Raw genomic sequence first — 15,898 nt, 5'->3', positions numbered from 1 at the left:
AACGCCGGCGGTGGCAGGCCTCGCCGGCCGCGTGTCCGCGGCGCTCCGTCTGCGCACCGGGCTCACTCGTCCGGGCCCGGCCATCGTGCCGGGCCCAACCCCCTTCCCCCTCAGAACCGTTCGACGACCGCGAACCGTTTGGCCACGACCAGTGTGTCGTCGTGCACTGTGAACTCCGGGTCGCCCATGGCGTCCCGCATCTCGGGGCTGTGCCAGAACTTCTCGTGGTCGGCGCGCCACGCGGCGACCGATGTGAACCCCTCGCCCTCGTCGCGGGCGTGCGGCCAGTCGACGTCGGCGAGGCGGACGACGCGGACCTCGGTGATCTCGATGACGGCGACCGGTCTTTCGTCCGAGTCGATGACCAATGCCTGTTCGCCCGCCCGCGGGATGGGCTCGCCCTCGTGCTCGTAGTCCTCGACGAGCCCGCTCGTCGTCGTCTTGCTCCCGTCGAGCACCGCGGCGACGAGCTTGTCGCGCAGCGGCCCCGGGAAAGCGAACTGCATGAGCGGAAGATCGGCATACTCGGTCATCCGGCACACGCTACCTGGCGGGCCCGTTCCCGCGTGGGTGCAATTGCGACCGTCGGGTGATCAGGCCGCCCAGGCCGGTGAGCGGCCGAGGGCGCGCAGGATCCGGTCGAGGACGGCGTCGTCGTCGCGTGGTTGGAGGCTCGGCGCGAACGCGGCCCCGGCGCTGAGCCGGTTGGTGCCGTCGGGGACGGCGAGCGCGAGCGGGAGCAGTTCGTCGAGCAGGTCGAGGTCGGCCGGGAGCGGCGCGCCGACGGTGCGGGCGACGTCCCATGCGTGGACTGCGGAGTCGACGAGGTGGAACCCGATCGCCTGCCACGCCGGGAACGGCATCCCGAGCGTGAACTCCGGCAGGGTGAACTCGTCTTCGCGGTCGGCGACTTCGGCGAACGCCGCGACCGCCTCCGCGGCGCTCTCGCGGTAGCGGGCGGCCGGGTCGGGGCCCATGGCGCCGGTCTTCCAACGGGTGAGGTCGGCGCCGTCGCCGCGCGCGGCGGCGGCGAATCCCCGGTGCTGCGCGGTCATATGGGACAACAGGTCGTGGAGGCTCCAGCCCGCGCAGGGGGTGGGGTACGCGAAATGCGCGGCGGTCACGTGGTCGACGACCTGGACACTCACCTGGACCGCACGGGCGTTCAGAGGCCTTATGTGATCCAATCTGGTATGCATGGTGGTATACATATGCTTACGATAGGTATTCGCCTATCATCGGTCAACGAGTATCTTCGCCGCATGCCCGACAACGCCCCGCCTCCCGCACCGGCCGGCCGCCAGGACCTCGCCGCGATGATCGTCCCGCTCGGCCGCAACCTGATCAACGCCGAGCTGCCGGTGCTGCGCGCGCACGACCTGGCCATGTGGGGGTACAGCGTCCTGCTCCGCCTCGACGACGAACCGGTGCGCACCCAGGCCGCGTTGGCCCGCGACATCGGCGCCGACAAGACCCGCATCATCGCGATCCTCGACGACCTGGACGACCGCGGCTGGATCCGCCGCCAGCCCGACCCCGACGACCGCCGCGCCCGCCTGCTGTCGCTGACCCCGGAGGGCCGCCGCGTGCGGGACTCGGTGCAGTCCGCCATCCAGGAGAACGAGGAGCGCCTCCTGGCCCGCCTCGACCCGGCGGACCGGAAGGGCTTCCTGAACGCGCTTCAGTTTCTCGCCGCGCTGCCCGCAGAGGAGTTCACCGACGAGCCCGTCGCCGACGACTGACCCCGGCGCGCCGAGTGGGTGGCGCGTGACCGGACGAGGCAACCCGCGAGCCCGGCCACGCGCCACCGCTGCCCGCAGACCGCCGGTCGGGGGCCAGGCCCCTGCGGGAGACGGAGGATCGACGCCCGCAGGGGAAGGCGGGCGCACCCACAGACTGCCCGGCCCCGGCCCGGATTTCAATCAGTCGACTGAGGAACGAGGGGCTCCGGATAGGCGGCTCGCCGCGCCCCCTCACCCGCAACGCGTCGGCCCGCACGGCAGGATGGGGGCGTGCGCGTACGACCGTTGACCCCGCAGGCACTGGCCGACCACCTGGCCGAGGTCGCCGTCGCGCGCGTGCCGGCGCACGGCCGGCTGCGGTTCGCCGTCGACGGCGCGGCGGCGGCCGAACCCGGCGCGCTGGCCGACCTCATGGTGGATCCGATCCGCGCCGCCGGCCACCCCGTACAGCGCGTGTCGGCCGACGACTTCCTCAAGCCGGCCTCGGTGCGCCTCGAGCACGGCCGCCAGGACGCCGACGCGTTCTACTGGTCGTGGCTCGACGAGAAGGGCCTCGTCCGCGAGGTGCTCGAACCGGCGGGCCCCGGCGGCACCGGGCGCGTGCTGCCCAGCCTGTGGGACGCCGAACGCGACCGGGCCAGCCGGGCACCCTACGTCGAACTCCCGCCCGGCGGCGTGCTGTTGCTCGACGGCCCGCTGCTGCTCGGGCGCGGACTGCCCGTCGACTTCACGGTGCACCTGAGCCTGTCCGACGCCGCCCTGGCCCGCCGCACGCCCGACGACGAGCGGTGGACGCTGCCCGCGTACGCCCGCTACCGCGTCGAGTGCCTGCCCGAGGACGCCGCCGACCTCGTGGTGCGCTGGGACGACCCGCGCCGCCCGGCACTCGTCGAAGAGCCGTAGCCCCCACGGGAGCCCGGCCCGCGGCCGTGGCCAAGCGGCCGCAACGACCGGCCCGCGGCCGGGCACCGGCGTCCGGAAACCGCCGCCGGGCCGTCCGCCGGGCGTTACGCGGAAACCTACTAATCGAACGTTAGCTCTGTCTCTGGTGCCGGCTACTCACGAGTACTACGCTCTCGTAGCCCTCATCGCGGCGCGTGCGGCACAGGCCAGGCGCATGCCCCGAGGTGGCCGAATAGTCGCACCGTATCGCCCAGTTCGGCACCGCTCCCCGCCTAGCTCCGTCCCGAGCACTCCCCAGGAGGCCGCATGTCCGATTCACCGTCGCCCAGCGGTGACACCGGCGAGAGAGACCCGGGCCTCGCCGCCGCGTCCGCGACCGCGGTGGCCGCCGCCCCGGCGCCCAGCCCACTGTCCCGGCTGTGGAACCGTCAGCTCGACCGGTACCCGGAAACCCTCCCCCGGGTGTTCTACCTATTTGTGTCCACGCTTGCCGGAATCGTCCTGTACTACGAGCTTTATGTGCAGTACTCGGTTTCGACGACGCTGATCCGCGACTTCAACCAGACGTACATGTTCGCCACGATGATCTCGGTGGTGGGCAACCTGGCGGGCGCTTTCGCGTCGCTCATCGCGGGCCTCGCCGACCGCTGGGGGCGCGCGAACCTCGTCGTGTACGGCCTGCTCGTCGTCGGCCTGCTGATCGTCTTCGCGGTGCCGAACGCGCACAGCAAGTACCAGCTGATGGCGTACATGGCGATCGTCAGCTTCGTCGAGGGCCTGGTGCTGGTCGCCTCCCCCGCGCTGATCCGCGACTTCTCACCGCAGGTCGGCCGCGCCGCCGCGATGGGCTTCTGGACGCTCGGCCCGGTCATCGGCTCGCTGGTCACCACCCTCGTCACCAGCCACACGCTGGACGACACCAGCTGGCAGACGGAGTTCCGGTACGCCGGCTACGCCGGTCTCGCGGTGTTCCTCGTCGCCTTCATCGGCCTGCGCGAGCTGTCCCCGGCGCTGCGCGACCAGTTGATGGTGGACCTGCGCGACCGCGCGCTGGTCGAGGCCAAGGCGCGCGGCCTGAAGACCGAGGACCTGCTCAAGGGCCAGTGGCGGCAGATGATGCGGCTGGACATCATCGGCCCGTCGATAGGCATCGGCCTGCACCTGATGTTCTACTACTCGGTCGTCGGCAACCTGGTGGTGTACTACGGGACGGTCTTCAACTACTCGGAGCAGCGGACCAACGCGCTCGCGAACTGGTACTGGGTGGCGAACGCGCTCGCCCTGGTCGCGGTCGGCATCGCGTCCGACGTCCTGAAGGTCCGCAAGCCGTTCATGATCTTCGGCGGGGTCGGCACCGTCGTCTTCACCCTGCTGTTCCTGATGAAGACGGACCAGCCGGAGACCAGCTACCACACGTTCGCGTGGCTGCTGGTCGGCATCGGCGTGTGCAGTGGCTTCACCTTCGCACCGTGGATGGCGGCGTTCACCGAGACCATCGAGCGGCACAATCCGGCGGCGACCGCGACCGGTCTGGCGGTGTGGGGATGGACCCTGCGCGTGATCGTGTCGGTGTCGGCGATCTTCACACCGCTCATCGTGACGTCGGTGACGCCGCTCGTGAACAAAGCCGACGCGGGGCAGGCGGCCTTCGAGCGGTCCGGCGACGCGGCCGCGGTCGTGCAGGCGAATCCCGAGCTGTTCGCCGAACTCAACAAGTACCCGGACCCCATGAAGGCGCCGCCGGAGCTGCTGAACAAGGCGATCACCACCATCGGTGAGTACGGGGCCAAGAACAACATGCCGAACCTGCTGCAGAAGTTCCTGGACCCCGCCACCCAGAACGACCTGCGGCTCCTCGACGACCTCCAGAACACGGCCGAGCGGGCACCGGACGAATGGAAGCGCTGGTGGTGGTTCACCATCGCGTGCCAGGCCGCGTTCCTGCCGACGGTGTTCATCATGGCCGGGCGCTGGAACCCGAAGAAGGCCAAGCAGGACGCCGACGAGCACGCGCAGCGGGTGGCCGCCGAGCTGGCCGAGCTGGAGGCCGCGGAGGCCGCGGAGGCCACCGCCTAGCCGGCCGGACGGCGGGGCGGGCCGACCCCGACAACGCCGCAGGGGCCCGTACCGGTGAAGCACCGGTACGGACCCCTGCGGGAGAGAGTGAGCGGAAGGCTCAGGCTCAGATCGTGCGGATGTTCTCCGCCTGCAGGCCCTTCTGGCCCTGGACCACGTCGAACTCGACCTGCTGGCCCTCGATGAGCTCGCGGAAGCCGGTCGACTGGATGGCCGAGAAGTGGGCGAAGACGTCGTCGCCGCCGCCGTCCTGCGCGATGAAGCCGAAGCCCTTTTCCGAGTTGAACCACTTGACGGTACCGGTAGCCATATTTCTCTCCTTCAGGGGAAGGGTCACGAACCCACACCTCGTGGGCCCGGTGTCGCCGTGATGATCGCCCTGAATTCGGGAAACGGCGCACGCACCGGTCCGAAAACATCCACCGAAACCAAAAAATGCACCCGCCGTTACAACTCGACAGGTGCACACAGATTTCGCTGGGAACCACAACTGCAACGAGTACGACGTTAGCACACCCATTCCGGGAGGGCGAAACAACCGAAACACCGCAGGTCACACGGTGCGGTCGCGGCGCGTCCCGAGGCCCCCGAGCGCCTCCGGCAGACCACGGCAGCCCCTAGAGTCCGCTGAATGAGCGAGATCGTCGACCGTGCCACCCGCCCCAAGCGCATCGTGCTCATCAGGCACGGCGAGAGCCAGGGAAACGTCGACCCGGCGGTGTACGAGCGGACCCCCGACCACGCGCTCGAGCTCACCGAACGCGGCCGCGACCAGTGCGCGAGGGCCGGCGCCGCCCTGCGCGAGCTCTTCGCCGGCGAGCACGTGACCGCCTTCGTGTCACCCTATCGGCGTACCCGCGAGACGTTCCGGCACCTCGGCCTGGACCCGGCGACCACCCGGATGAAGGAGGAGCCGCGGCTGCGCGAGCAGGACTGGGGAAACCTCCAGGACCCGTCCGACATCGACCGGCAGCGGGCGGAGCGCGACGCGTACGGCCACTTCTTCTACCGGTTCAAGGACGGCGAGTCGGGCGCCGACGTCTACGACCGGGTGGGCGCGTTCCTCGAGACGATGCACCGCGATTTCGCCCGCCACGCGCTGCGCTACGGCCCCGACCGCAACGTTCTGCTCGTGACGCACGGGCTCACGATGCGGCTGTTCTGCATGCGCTGGTTCCACTGGAGTGTCGAGGAATTCGAGTGCCTCAGCAATCCCGACAACGGGGAGACGAGGGTTCTCGTGCGCGGCGACGACGGCCGCTACACGCTCGACCGGCCTTTCAGCCGTTGGAAGTGACGGCCCGGCACGGCGGCGCGCCGACCGTCCCGCCGTGGAACGGGGGCCGCAGCAAACCGGACGCGGCATGATGTGGTCATGACGACGATGTCCAAGGGTTCGAACATCCCCGTGCCGTTCACCTCGCTCCGCGCGGTGGTCACCTGGCGGACCGGCGGCGCGCCGGACGTCGACGTGTCCGCGCTGCTGCTGGACGACGGCGGCAAGGTCCGCGGCGAGGACGACTTCGTCTTCTACAACCAGCCGTCGCACCCCTCCGGCGCGGTGGCGCACGCCGGGAAGCAGCAGGGCGCCGACGGGACCGCGACGGACGCCATACGCGTCGACCTGAGCCGCGTCCCGGCGGGCGTCGAGCGCATCGTGATCGGCGCGTCGGCGGATGGCGGAACGTTTGGCCAGGTACCCGGGCTCAGCCTCAAGCTGCTCGACGAGGCGGGCCGCGAGCACGCCGTCTTCGACATCACGGACGCGACGACCGAGACCGCCTACCTGTTCGGCGAGCTGTACCTGCGCAACGGGGCGTGGAAGTTCCGCGCGGTCGGTCAGGGCTACGCGTCCGGGCTCGCCGGGCTGGCCACCGACTTCGGCATCGCCGTCGAGGAGGAGCCGCCGCCCGCGGCCGTCCCGCTGAACCCGCCGGCGCCGCAGGCCCCGCCCGCGCCGACGTACACGCCGCCGACGCTGCCGCCGTCCGCCGTGCAGACCGCGCCGAACCAGGCGGTGCGCACGATGCCGACGGCGCCGACGCTGCAACCGCCGGCCCCGGCGGCGCCCCCGCAGCCCGCGCCCGCCTCGGCCCCCGCGGCGCAGGGCACCGGCGCCCCGGTGAGCCTGAAGAAGCAGAAGCTCGTCAACATGGAGAAACGTCTCGCCGACCAGGGCCACCCGCGCCTGCTGAGCCTGACCAAGCAGGCCGCCGTCAGCCTGGAGAAGCGCGGCCTCGGCGAGCACACCGCGCGCGTCGCGCTCTGCCTGGACATCTCCGCGTCCATGAACCAGCTGTTCCAGAGCGGCAAGGTGCAGGCGCTGATCGAGCGCGTGCTGTCGCTCGGCCTGCGCTTCGACGACAACGGCGAGGTCGACGTCTTCCTGTTCGGCGCCAACGGGCACGAGGCCGGCACCCTCGGCCTGGGCCAGTACCAGGGCTGGACCGACATGATCCTGCGCAAGTACCCGCTGGAGGGCGGCACCGACTACGCCGCCGCGATGCGGCTGGTGCGCGAGAACTACTTCAAGACCTCCGCGCCGCGGCACGGCCCGGTCGCGGACCGCCTGCCGGTGTACGTCATGTTCATCACCGACGGCATGACCACCTCGCAGGACGCCACCCGCCAGCAGGTCGTGCACTCCAGCTACGAGCCGCTGTTCTGGCAGTTCATGGGCATCGGCCCGTCGCCGAAGGCGGTCGACAAGCAGGACCCGGCCGCGGCCGGCGGCGCGCCCGCCCCGAAGAAGAAGGGCAAGCTGTCCGAGCGGCTCGCCAACAAGCTCATCGAGAAGCTCGGCGGCGGCTTCGCGTTCCTGGAGGAGCTCGACGACCTCCAGGGCCGCTACACCGACAACGCGGCGTTCTTCGCGGTCACCGACCCGGCGAACCTCACCGACGAGCAGCTGTTCGACCTGATGATGGAGGAGTACCCCGACTGGCTGAACCGGGCGCGCAGCATGGGCCTGCTGCTCCCGTAGCGGTCACGGGAGTTCAGTAGAGTCCCAGGGGTGACCACGGTTCCGAACATCACCCTCAGCAACGGCGTCCAGATCCCGCAGCTCGGTTTCGGCGTGTGGCAGGTGCCGCCCGCCGAGACCGAGGTCGCGGTGCGCACGGCGATCGAGGCCGGGTACCGGTCCATCGACACGGCGGCCGCGTACGAGAACGAGACCGGCGTCGGCGCGGCGATCGCGGCGTGCGGGGTGCCGCGCGACCAGCTGTTCGTCACCACCAAGCTGTGGAACCGCCAGCAGGGGTACGACACCACGCTGCGCGCGTTCGAGACGAGCCTGGAGCGGCTCGGCCTGGAGTACCTCGACCTCTACCTGATCCACTGGCCGATGCCGGCCGCCGACCGGTACCTGGACACGTGGCAGGCGTTCGAGAAGCTCTACGCCGACCGGCTGATCCGGGCGATCGGGGTCTCGAACTTCCAGATCCCGCACCTCGAGCGGCTGTTCGACGCCGCGGGGGTGCGGCCGGCGGTCAACCAGGTCGAGCTGCACCCGTACCTCCAGCAGCCGGAACTGCGGGCCTTCCACCGCGAGTTCGGCGTGCAGACCGAGGCGTGGAGCCCGCTGGCGAAGGGCGGCGCGCTGCTGACCGACACGACGGTCGCGGAACTCGCCGCCAAGCACGACCGCACGCCCGCGCAGATCGTGCTGCGCTGGCACGTGCAGCTGGGCAACGTGGTGATCCCCAAGTCGGTCACCCCGAGCCGGATCGCGGAGAACATCGCGGTGTTCGACTTCGCGCTCGACGACGCCGACATGGCCGCGCTCGGGAACCTCGACGCGGGGCGGCGCACCGGGCCCGACCCGGACACGTTCAACCTCGGCTACGACGCTTGAAGGACGCGGGCGCGGCGCCGACTGGGCGCGCTGCGGTCGCGCGTGCGGCGGCGGTGACTCCGCGGCGGGGCGTGCGGCGGAGGTGACTCCCCGGTCGCGCTTCAGGGCCTCGGGGCGCCTACGGATACGGGCGGCGCGGTGGGCGGCGCGGGGATATAGGCAGTCGTTGGCGGGGTAGCAGGCGCAAGGCGGCGGCGCGGGCCCTGCGGCGGCGGCGTGCCGCCGCGCCGACCATCACGTACAGCAGCGTGATCCACAGCAGGAACCAGCCGGTGGCGAGGGCGAACCGCAGCACGGCGCTCAGCCCTCGCCGAGGATGCGGGCCTTCTGCGCCGCGAGCTCCGCGTCGGTCAGGACGCCCTGGTCGCGCAGCCGGACCAGCCGCTCCAGCTGGTCGACGACGCGTTCGGACGGCGGCGGGGGCGGCGGCTGGCTCTGCTGGGCCTGGTACTCCTGCTGCGCCAGGTACCGCTGCTGGGCCTCGTACTGCTCGGCGGCCTGCTGTTCGGCGGCGCGGTCGGCCTGGTGGGCGCGGACCCGGCCGCTGACCGCGGTGGCGGTGCCGGCCACCACGGCGGTGCGCGCGGCCGCGCCGAGCAGGCCGGGACCCCGGCGCGCCATCAACGGTCCTCGCATCAGCATGGGTTCGCCTTCCTGGGGCGCGGGGGTACGGGGGTGCGGGGGTACGGGGCGGGGTCTCGCGGGTCAGGCGCCGGAGTGGGACGCGACCGCGAGCAACGCCGCCTCGGCGACGTCGGCGGGGATGCGTTCGAAGGCGGCGACCCGGCCGTCGGCGTCGGCGATCGCCGTGGTGATGCGGGCCGCCCAGGTGTTCTCCCAGACCAGCAGCGCGGCGGACGAGTCGGGGGCGAGCGCGTCGGCCACCTGGGCGATGTCGTCCCGGTTGAGCAGTCCGCTGATGGTGCCGTCGACGTCGTCGAAGCCGGCCACGTCGACCGGGTCGAGGTCGTCGAGCTCGAAGTAGGTGACGTCGCCGTCCGCGTCCTTGCGGACGAAGGTGAGGTCGAGGATGCGGATCGTGCCGCTGTTGACCAGCGCGGCGAGCGCGGGGGCGATCTCGCCCCGGAAGTTGTTTCCGGGGAATTCGACGACCAGGCAGTCCACGGGTCCCAGCTGCATGCTGCCGACGCCGCCTCTCGGGTCCGGTGTTGCGGATGGGGCAGGTGCGCCCCGATCGCGCGGCGCATCAACCAGTCAAACCCGGGCAAATTGCCCACGCAACCGCGCGGCGCGCCTGCCGAGCGCGATCCCCGCGCGTGGGCAGCATGGGGTCGGTATGGGAGCAGATACGCAGCAGCCGGTCGAGCCGCAGAGGGAACCGAAGACCCCTTCGGCCTGGTGGATCCTGGTGCGCACGGTCGTCACGCTCGTGCTGGTGGTCGTCGCCTACTACGTGCTGCCGGACGACGTGAAGGACGCCTCGGCCGCCGCCCGCGTGGTCGGCTTCGCCCTGTGCGTGCTGGCACTCGCCGGGCTGATCCTTTTCCTGATCCTGCGCCACGACGCCGGCGGCGTCCCGGCGCGCGCCGAGGGGCTGCTCCTGACCGTCGTGGTCAGCCTCGCGTTCTTCGCGACGGTGTACTACCGGCTCGCGCAGATCAAGGGGCAGTTCAACGGGCTGGACACCCGCACCGACGGGCTCTACTTCACGCTGGTGACCACCGCGACGGTCGGATACGGCGACATCAACGCGGCCGGGCAGGCGGCACGGATCGTGGTGATGGTGCACATCGTCTTCAACCTGGTGTTCCTGGGCGCCGGGGTGTCGGTCGCGATGGAACGGATCAAGCAGCGGCGACAGGGCCTTCACTGACGGGGGCGGCCTCGGTCTCGGCGCGCTCCGCGCCGGCCTTGGCCTCGGAGCGGCGCCGCGCCCACACCATGGCGCCCAGCACGAGCAGCACCCCGGCGGTCGCGCTCACCAGCACCGGCATGGACAGCCCGTCGCGCACCGAGGCCCCCGCGGCGACCTGCACGACCGTGGCCGGGAGCAGCCCGATGGTGCTGCCCAGGGCGAAGTGCGAGGTCCGGATGCCGGTGGCGGCGGCGCCGTAGTTGACGACGGAGCCGGGGAGCACCGGGACAAGGCGCAGGATCGCGACGGGGACGACGCCGTGCCTGGTCAGCCGCGCGTCGAGGTCGGCGAGCGCCTGCTTGCGGTGCAGCAGGCGGCGGACCCGCTCGCGGCCCAGCCTGCGGCCGATGCCGAGCGCCAGCAGGCTGCCGAGGACGGTTCCGGTCATCGCCACGACGAGGCCTGTGTAGACGCCGAACAGCGCCCCAGCGATCGGGGCGAGCAGCGTCTTGGGGATGCCGAAGGCCACGCCGAGCGCGCAGAAGACGACGAAGACGCCGATGGTCACCGGGGTCGGGTACTCGGTCCACGAGCCGTGCAGCAGGAAGTCCCGGACGCCGTCGAACATCCGGATCCCCCACCCCTCGTGCCGTCGCGCCGGTCGTCGCGGCCGGACGGCCGCCGTCCGATTGTACGGAAACCGCCGGGGGGCGCGCGGATGCCGCCCATGAAAACCTAGTGAACGGTAGGTTTTCGTGGAACGATGTGCCCGGGCCCGTGCCCGACCCGCATTTCCGCACGCCGCCAGGAGGCCGTGACCATGACCACCCCCATCGCGGACGCCTCGGCCCGCAACCGCTTCCGCGGCGCCGCCGACGCCCCGTACGAGGACCCCTCGCTCCCGGTCGACGAGCGCGTCGCGGACCTGCTCGGGCGCATGACGCTCGAGGAGAAGGCCGGTCTGATGTTCCAGACCATCGCGATCATGGGCCCCGACGGCGTGCTCATCGAGGACCCGGCCGAGCTGTTCGCCGGCAACGCCACGGTGCGCCAGCTGATCGCCGAGCGCGCCATGTCGCACTTCAACCTCATGGGCGGCGCCGAGCCCAGCCAGATCGCGGCCTGGCACAACACCGTGCAGGAGATCGCGCTCGGCACCCGGCTCGGCATCCCGGTCACGCTGTCGACCGACCCGCGCCACCACTTCACCGACAACCCCGGCACCGCGGCGATGGCGCAGGGCTTCGCGCAGTTCCCCGAGACCTGCGGTCTCGCCGCGATCGGCGACGCCGACCTGGTGCGCGACTTCGCCGACATCGCGCGGCGCGAGTACCTCGCGGTCGGCATCCGGCTCGCGCTGCACCCGCAGATCGACCTGGCGACCGAGCCCCGCTGGTCGCGCATCAACGGCACCTTCGGCGAGAACGCCGAGCTGACCGGCCGCATGGTCGCCGCGTACATCGAGGGCCTCCAGGGCCCCGAGCTGGGCACCGAGTCGGTCGCCGCGATGACCAAGCACTTCCCCGGCGGCGGACCGCAGAAGGACGGCTCCGACCCGCACTTCGCGGACGGCCGCGAGCAGGTCTACCCGGGCGGCATGTTCGAGTACCACCTCGAGCCGTTCAAGAAGGCGCTGGCCGCCGGGACGTCGCAGATGATGCCCTACTACGGCATGCCGATCGAGACGGACATGGAAGAGGTCGCCTTCGGCTTCAACAAGGGCGTCATCACCGGGCTGCTGCGCGAGGAGCTCGGCTTCGACGGCATCGTGTGCACCGACTGGGGCCTCATCTCCGACGCCGAGATCATGGGCGCCTCCTACCCGGCACGCGCGTGGGGTGTCGAGCACCTCACCGAGTCCGAGCGCGTGCAGAAGGTCATCGAGGCCGGCTGCGACCAGTTCGGCGGCGAGGCGTGCCCCGAGCTGGTCGTCGCGCTGGTGCGGGCCGGCAAGGTCAGCGAGGAGCGCATCGACACGTCGGTGAAGCGGCTGCTGCGCGAGAAGTTCGTCCTCGGCCTGTTCGACGAGCCGTTCGTCGACATCGAGGCCGCCGACACGCTCGTCGGCACGCCCGAGGCGATCGCGGCCGGGCTCGCGGCGCAGAGCCGGTCGATCACGCTGCTGAAGAACGGCGCGGAGGGCGGCGCCCCGGTGCTGCCGCTCGCGGCGGGCACCAAGGTGTACGTCGAGGGCGTCGACGCGGGCGTCGCGGCCGGCTACGGCACGGTCGTGGCCACGCCCGAGGAGGCCGACGTGGCGATCCTGCGCACGCGTACCCCGTGGGACCCGGCCAAGGGCCCGTTCGAGGCGTTCTTCCACTCCGGCTCGCTGGCGTTCGGCGAGGAGGAGCTCGGCCGGATCCTCGCGCTGTGCGGCACCGTGCCGACCGTGGTCGACGTGTACCTGGAGCGTCCCGCGGTGCTGCCGGAGATCGCGGCGGGCGCGGCGGCCCTGGTGGCCAACTACGGCGCGGGCGACGGGCCGCTGCTGGACGTGCTGTTCGGGCGCGCGACGCCCGAGGGCCGACTGCCGTTCCAGTTGCCGGGCTCGATGGCGGACGTCGAGGGCCAGCGGGAGGACGTGCCGAGCGACAGCAAGGACGCGGTGTTCGAGTTCGGGTTCGGGTTGAGCTACTGAGCTGGTGAGCTGGTGAGGCATTGAACCGCTGAGCTGCCTGACGAGCGGCCCCGTCGTGGAGGGATCCACGGCGGGGCCGTCGGCGTTCGCGGCCGGGATCGCGGCCGGATCGGGACAGGATCGGCCGGAACCGCCAACCGAACAGGCACACTTGAGGGACGGCGACCGGAGGGGGCGGGCGATGACCGGTTACGGCCACCACAAGGACGATGTACTCAAGCGGCTGCGGCGCATCGAGGGCCAGGTGCGGGGGCTGCAGCGGATGGTGGAGAACGACACCTACTGCATAGACGTCCTGACGCAGGTGTCGGCCGCTACGCGGGCGCTCCAGTCGTTCGCGCTCGCGTTGCTGGACGAGCACATGGCGTGCTGTGTCGCGGAGGCCGTCGCGGGCGGCGGCGAGGACGCGCAGGAGAAGGTCCGCGAGGCGTCGGCGGCGATCGCGCGGCTGGTGAAGTCGTAGGTCGTCGGTTGCGTGGGTCGCGTCGCAGGGCTTGCGTCGCGTCGGTCGCGGAGGGGGCGGGGGCAGCGGGGGGGGTCAGGCCCCGGCCGGGTTGGTGCCGGTGGCCTGCTGTTTGACGTACCGGCTCCACGGGCGCAGCAGGAACGGCCGCGTCCACAGCAGGTGGCCGCCGCCCGGCGGGGAGACCACGCCCCCGCGCGCGGGGTCGCCCGCGAACCACACCTTCGCGCCGTCGCACGGTCGCAGACGGCGCGCACGGCGTGCGGTGGCGACCACCGCGAGCACGTGCTGCGAGCCGTCGCGCGCCGGGTCGATGAGCACCAGTACCGACTGGTTGGAGGCCCCCGGGTAGCTGCCCGGCTCGTGGAACCGGCACGCGCAGGCGACCCACGGGTGACGGGACAGCACGCGGTGCATGCGCGCCGACTGCACCTGGGCGACGAGACCGAACACCACCGCGCAGCCCGCCGCGAGGATCACGGCGAGGGTCCAGGGCGACGGGACGTCGGTGTGGCGCTCGACGGCCCAGGCCGCGGCGTACAGCACCGCGCCCAGCAGGATGAGCCCCCACGCCCGCAGCCGGTAGCCGCGCAGTGCGCGCCGAGTGGCCGGTTCGGCCAACGCCGATCCCTCAGGCGGCGTCGGCTCGGGGGACCTCATGGCATGTCAGCCTAGAGGTTGCGGGGGCGCAACCTGCGCGGGTCAACGCGCCGGGGCGGGCGGAGTGCGGAACAGGCGCCCGCTGGCCACACCACGCGCCGTCAGCGTGCCGACCACCGACCAGGCGCCGACGAGCAGCAGGAACAGCAGCACCGTGAGCACCTTGAAGACGGTCGCCCCGGTGTGCACCCAGAGGCCGGCCGCGCCGGTCACACAGGTGCCGACGGGGAAGGTGAAGCCCCACCAGGTCATAGCGAACGGCAGTTCGGCGCGGGCGGTACGCCACGTGAGGGCGGCGGACAGGGCCAGCCAGACGAGGGCGAAGCCGAGGACGGGGATGCCGTACAGGAGGGCGAAGTCCTCGAACGCGTGCGCGTACTGCGGGCCGACCGCGAGGTGCGCGACGCCGCCGAGCTGGTTCGCCGCCGTGACCGACTGGCCGAGCGGGCCGAGCACGATCCACAGCGTGGGCACCATGATCGCGGGGCCGGTGCGGTGCAGGACGAGGCGCGTCCAGATCAGCGGGAGCAGGGCCACGGTGGCCATCAGGCTGATGCCGAACATGGCGTAGCAGGCGAAAAGCAGTGCGAGCCGCAGCTGGCCCTCGGCGACGTGAGGGATGAGCAACGGGCCGGTGGCGGCGGACACCATCGGGGGCACGACGGGCATGAGCCAGGTGGCGAACACACTCTCGAGCCGCAGGTCGTGCCGCGTGATCATGAGGTACGGGACGACGACGGCGCTGGCCAGACCGGTCAGCGTGCCGAGGATCCACAGGACCGAGCCGATCGCGATCGCCGACGTGTGGCCGAGGAGCTCGGGGCCGAAGGTGATGGTTCCGGCCGCGACGGTGAGCAGGGCCATCGGCGGGGCTCCGTAGAAGGGTGCCATCGCGGGGTTGAGACCGTGGCCGCGGGCGATGTCGGGGTGCCGCACCCAGTGCAGGGCCGTCCCGAGGATCAGCGCGACCAGCATCGCCGAGGCGAGCAGCCAGACGAGAACGGCTGCCGTGTGCAGGCCGCCGACGTGCACCGGCACGACCGCCGCGGAGTTCGCGACGATCCCGGTCCCCATGACCGCCGCGAACCAGTTCGGCCCGATCCCCCGGAACACGTCGGCCGGACGATCCAGCTCATGCAGCAGTCGGCCCCTGGCCATCGTCGTCACGCTCATGCCTCCACCCTCGACGGAGGTGGCTGCGTGCGGTACCGGCCTTGTGTCGATGAGGCCATAAAGGAGCCTTATGGGCTGCAGGGGACCTGGCGGTGCATGGTCGCGGCGGTTGTGGGCGGTGGGGGGTGGCCCACTCCGTTGCGGCGGCGCGTCGTCGGCGTGCGAGCCAGCCGCCATCCGCGTTGCAGGCCTCGCCTGTTGCGGCGTGGACGTCGAAGACCATGCACGGTCCCCCGGCCCGTCTGCCGGCGGTGTCCTGGCGCCCCTCCCGACTTTTGATGGTCCGCGCGGCCGACCGGCTGTCAAGCCGCGGTGAACCAGTCATCAACAGGTGGCCTGTCCCGGGGTGGAGGGGGCGGCTTGACAGCCGCCCGCCCGCGCAGACAACCCGGCAGCTATCGGGAGGGGCGCGGGGTGTGAAGGCGCTTTGACTGCGCTGGTCGTGCCGGGCTGCGGTCCCAGCGCGGTGGCCGGGCGGGCGGTGTCGGTCGGGTGCGGCGCCGGGCTGCGGCCGTCCGCCCCCTTACCGGGAACGGTTTTCAAGAGACGGAAACGGCAAGATATTGCCGTT

Annotated in this window: 18 protein-coding genes; 9 read left to right on the top strand and 9 right to left on the bottom strand. The window is 71.6% G+C overall.

Translation table 11 applies throughout. From position 1 onward, the window contains the following. Positions 1 to 110 precede the first annotated feature (110 nt). Positions 111 to 533 (bottom strand): ASCH domain-containing protein, encoded by a 423-nt coding sequence (locus tag QI554_RS27965; RefSeq protein WP_281473539.1) that lies wholly within the window; start codon positions 531 to 533, stop codon positions 111 to 113. A gap of 60 nt (positions 534 to 593) precedes the next feature. After that, positions 594 to 1,199 carry a TIGR03086 family metal-binding protein gene (locus QI554_RS27960; protein WP_281473538.1) on the bottom strand — a complete coding sequence of 202 codons (606 nt, stop codon included), beginning with the start codon at positions 1,197 to 1,199 and terminating at the stop codon, positions 594 to 596. Positions 1,200 to 1,262: 63 nt separating this feature from the next. Here QI554_RS27960 and QI554_RS27955 point away from each other — a divergent pair, with 63 nt between their 5' ends. The 3 genes from QI554_RS27955 (at position 1,263) to QI554_RS27945 (ending at position 4,721) form a co-directional block, all read left to right on the top strand. Beyond that, positions 1,263 to 1,742, top strand: coding sequence for a MarR family winged helix-turn-helix transcriptional regulator (locus tag QI554_RS27955; protein ID WP_281473535.1), 480 nt, complete (start codon positions 1,263 to 1,265; stop codon positions 1,740 to 1,742). A 270-nt stretch (positions 1,743 to 2,012) separates the two neighbouring features. Beyond that, positions 2,013 to 2,645, top strand: a complete 633-nt coding sequence (locus tag QI554_RS27950; protein ID WP_281473534.1) for a nucleoside/nucleotide kinase family protein — start codon at positions 2,013 to 2,015, stop codon at positions 2,643 to 2,645. Positions 2,646 to 2,951: 306 nt separating this feature from the next. After that, a complete protein-coding gene (locus tag QI554_RS27945) occupies positions 2,952 to 4,721 on the top strand; it encodes an MFS transporter (protein ID WP_281473532.1) in 1,770 nt (589 codons plus the stop codon). Positions 4,722 to 4,827: 106 nt separating this feature from the next. Here QI554_RS27945 and QI554_RS27940 read toward each other — a convergent pair whose 3' ends face one another. Then, a complete protein-coding gene (locus QI554_RS27940) occupies positions 4,828 to 5,031 on the bottom strand; it encodes a cold-shock protein (RefSeq protein ID WP_235050025.1) in 204 nt (67 codons plus the stop codon). A gap of 321 nt (positions 5,032 to 5,352) precedes the next feature. Between QI554_RS27940 and QI554_RS27935 the strand changes: the two genes are divergently transcribed. From QI554_RS27935 to QI554_RS27925, 3 genes are all read left to right on the top strand, one after another. Beyond that, complete coding sequence (locus tag QI554_RS27935; protein WP_281473529.1) at positions 5,353 to 6,018, top strand: histidine phosphatase family protein; 666 nt, start codon at positions 5,353 to 5,355, stop codon at positions 6,016 to 6,018. Between the two features lie 78 nt (positions 6,019 to 6,096). Beyond that, complete coding sequence (locus tag QI554_RS27930) at positions 6,097 to 7,704, top strand: VWA domain-containing protein (RefSeq protein ID WP_281473527.1); 1,608 nt, start codon at positions 6,097 to 6,099, stop codon at positions 7,702 to 7,704. Positions 7,705 to 7,734: 30 nt separating this feature from the next. After that, positions 7,735 to 8,577, top strand: coding sequence for an aldo/keto reductase (locus QI554_RS27925; protein ID WP_281473525.1), 843 nt, complete (start codon positions 7,735 to 7,737; stop codon positions 8,575 to 8,577). Between the two features lie 118 nt (positions 8,578 to 8,695). Here QI554_RS27925 and QI554_RS27920 read toward each other — a convergent pair whose 3' ends face one another. The 3 genes from QI554_RS27920 to QI554_RS27910 all read right to left on the bottom strand — a co-directional run bounded on the left by QI554_RS27920 (position 8,696) and on the right by QI554_RS27910 (position 9,717). Further along, positions 8,696 to 8,872: a hypothetical protein gene (locus QI554_RS27920; RefSeq protein WP_281473523.1), complete on the bottom strand. Its 177-nt coding sequence runs from the start codon at positions 8,870 to 8,872 to the stop codon at positions 8,696 to 8,698. 5 nt (positions 8,873 to 8,877) lie between these two features. Then, positions 8,878 to 9,198 carry an SHOCT domain-containing protein gene (locus QI554_RS27915; protein WP_425528071.1) on the bottom strand — a complete coding sequence of 107 codons (321 nt, stop codon included), beginning with the start codon at positions 9,196 to 9,198 and terminating at the stop codon, positions 8,878 to 8,880. An 84-nt stretch (positions 9,199 to 9,282) separates the two neighbouring features. Beyond that, a complete protein-coding gene (locus QI554_RS27910) occupies positions 9,283 to 9,717 on the bottom strand; it encodes a DUF6325 family protein (protein WP_281473520.1) in 435 nt (144 codons plus the stop codon). Positions 9,718 to 9,874: 157 nt separating this feature from the next. On the opposite strand from QI554_RS27910, the gene QI554_RS27905 reads away from it, so the two are divergent. After that, positions 9,875 to 10,411 carry a potassium channel family protein gene (locus QI554_RS27905; protein ID WP_281473518.1) on the top strand — a complete coding sequence of 179 codons (537 nt, stop codon included), beginning with the start codon at positions 9,875 to 9,877 and terminating at the stop codon, positions 10,409 to 10,411. Here the strand turns inward: QI554_RS27905 and QI554_RS27900 are convergent. Further along, positions 10,383 to 11,021 carry a TVP38/TMEM64 family protein gene (locus tag QI554_RS27900; protein ID WP_281473517.1) on the bottom strand — a complete coding sequence of 213 codons (639 nt, stop codon included), beginning with the start codon at positions 11,019 to 11,021 and terminating at the stop codon, positions 10,383 to 10,385. The genes QI554_RS27905 and QI554_RS27900 overlap by 29 nt on opposite strands. Positions 11,022 to 11,213: 192 nt before the next feature. On the opposite strand from QI554_RS27900, the gene QI554_RS27895 reads away from it, so the two are divergent. Beyond that, positions 11,214 to 13,031 (top strand): glycoside hydrolase family 3 protein, encoded by a 1,818-nt coding sequence (locus tag QI554_RS27895; protein WP_281473515.1) that lies wholly within the window; start codon positions 11,214 to 11,216, stop codon positions 13,029 to 13,031. 55 nt (positions 13,032 to 13,086) lie between these two features. Further along, complete coding sequence (locus QI554_RS27890) at positions 13,087 to 13,494, top strand: metal-sensitive transcriptional regulator (protein WP_425528069.1); 408 nt, start codon at positions 13,087 to 13,089, stop codon at positions 13,492 to 13,494. A 75-nt stretch (positions 13,495 to 13,569) separates the two neighbouring features. On the opposite strand, the gene QI554_RS27885 is transcribed toward QI554_RS27890, so the two are convergent. Together QI554_RS27885 and QI554_RS27880 are read right to left on the bottom strand one after the other, a co-directional pair. Continuing rightward, a complete protein-coding gene (locus tag QI554_RS27885) occupies positions 13,570 to 14,154 on the bottom strand; it encodes a hypothetical protein (protein WP_281473513.1) in 585 nt (194 codons plus the stop codon). A 42-nt stretch (positions 14,155 to 14,196) separates the two neighbouring features. Further along, the gene (locus QI554_RS27880) at positions 14,197 to 15,327 is read right to left on the bottom strand and encodes a TDT family transporter (RefSeq protein WP_281473511.1); all 1,131 of its coding nucleotides are present in this window, start codon (positions 15,325 to 15,327) and stop codon (positions 14,197 to 14,199) included. Between the last annotated feature and the right edge of the window lie 571 nt (positions 15,328 to 15,898).

This window comes from Yinghuangia seranimata (genome assembly GCF_029953285.1).
Classification (GTDB): Bacteria; Actinomycetota; Actinomycetes; order Streptomycetales; family Streptomycetaceae; genus Yinghuangia; species Yinghuangia seranimata.
Note: the sequence above shows the minus strand (reverse complement) of the source record. Positions and strands in the feature narration are given on the sequence as shown.